This window comes from Plantactinospora mayteni (assembly GCF_016862935.1).
In the GTDB taxonomy this organism is placed as follows: Bacteria; Actinomycetota; Actinomycetes; order Mycobacteriales; family Micromonosporaceae; genus Plantactinospora; species Plantactinospora mayteni.
In genome coordinates, this window is record NZ_BONX01000115.1 from 1 (window position 1) to 1036 (window position 1036).

1 protein-coding gene is annotated in these 1036 nt (G+C 65.9%); it reads left to right on the forward strand.

Annotation, left to right across the window (positions count from 1 at the left end):
• Positions 1-222: 222 nt before the first annotated feature.
• Entirely contained in the window at positions 223-957 is a 735-nt protein-coding gene (locus tag Pma05_RS42125) for a dienelactone hydrolase family protein (protein ID WP_203863145.1), read from the forward strand.
• The last annotated feature ends 79 nt before the right edge of the window (positions 958-1036 follow it).

The window sequence follows — 1036 nt, forward strand, 5'->3', positions numbered from 1 at the left end:
GGACCGGCGGCTGGATCCGTCCTCATCCGATCGGCTAAGTTATGCAGCCATGACTACCGGGACGGCATCGCGCCACGCACGGATTGGTGACCCGGTGCCCTTCTGAGCGCCGTACGGGCCGGTGCCGGCCCGCTTGTGGATCGAGAATCCTGCACTCCTGCGCGGGCTCCACCTCCGTCGTGTTGACCAAGGCTCGAGACCTCAACGACGACAGGAGAAGTCATGCCCACCAAGACGCTGCACATCCCCACCGCAGACGGCCAAGCCGACGCGTTCGCCGCTCTCCCCGACGCCGGCGGGCGACGCCCGGGAGTGCTGATGTACCCGGACGGCTTCGGCATCCGACCCGCGCTGCGGCAGATGGCCTGTGAACTGGCCGAGCACGGATACTACGTGCTCGTCCCCAACGTCTTCTATCGGCACGGCCCGGCACCCGTGATCGAGCTTCCCGAGCACATCGGAGAGGAAGCCCGGCCCGCGATTTTCGCCCAACTCATGCCCATGATCAAGGCGCACACCGCCGAACGGACCCTGAGCGACGCCGACGCCTATCTCAGGTTCCTCACCACCCAACCCGAGGTCAGTACCGGACCGGTCGCGGTGACCGGCTATTGCATAGGCGGCCTCATGGCGGTACGCACCGCTGCGGCCCACCCCGACCACGTGGTTGCTGTTGCCGGATTCCACGCCCCTGTAGGCGCTGACGGGCCGGACGTCCTTTCCAAGCTCACCGCCCAGCTCCACTTCGGTCACGCCGAGGGCGACATAACCCCTGGGGCCCTCAAAGAGCTCAACGAAACCCTGAATGCCACGGGCGTCAGCTACACCTCCGAGATCTATCCCGGCACCATCCATGGCTTCACCATGTCCGACACCGACGCATTCAACCCGGCCGCGCTGCAACGCCACTGGGACCGCCTGTTGTCCCTGCTCGGAAACACCCTGACCACCGGCTGATCGTTCGAGTTGTTCTGGGGTCAGGCCGCCCGAGCGGCGGGCTGGCCCCAGAATTGTGAACGCACCACTTTCGGCATGA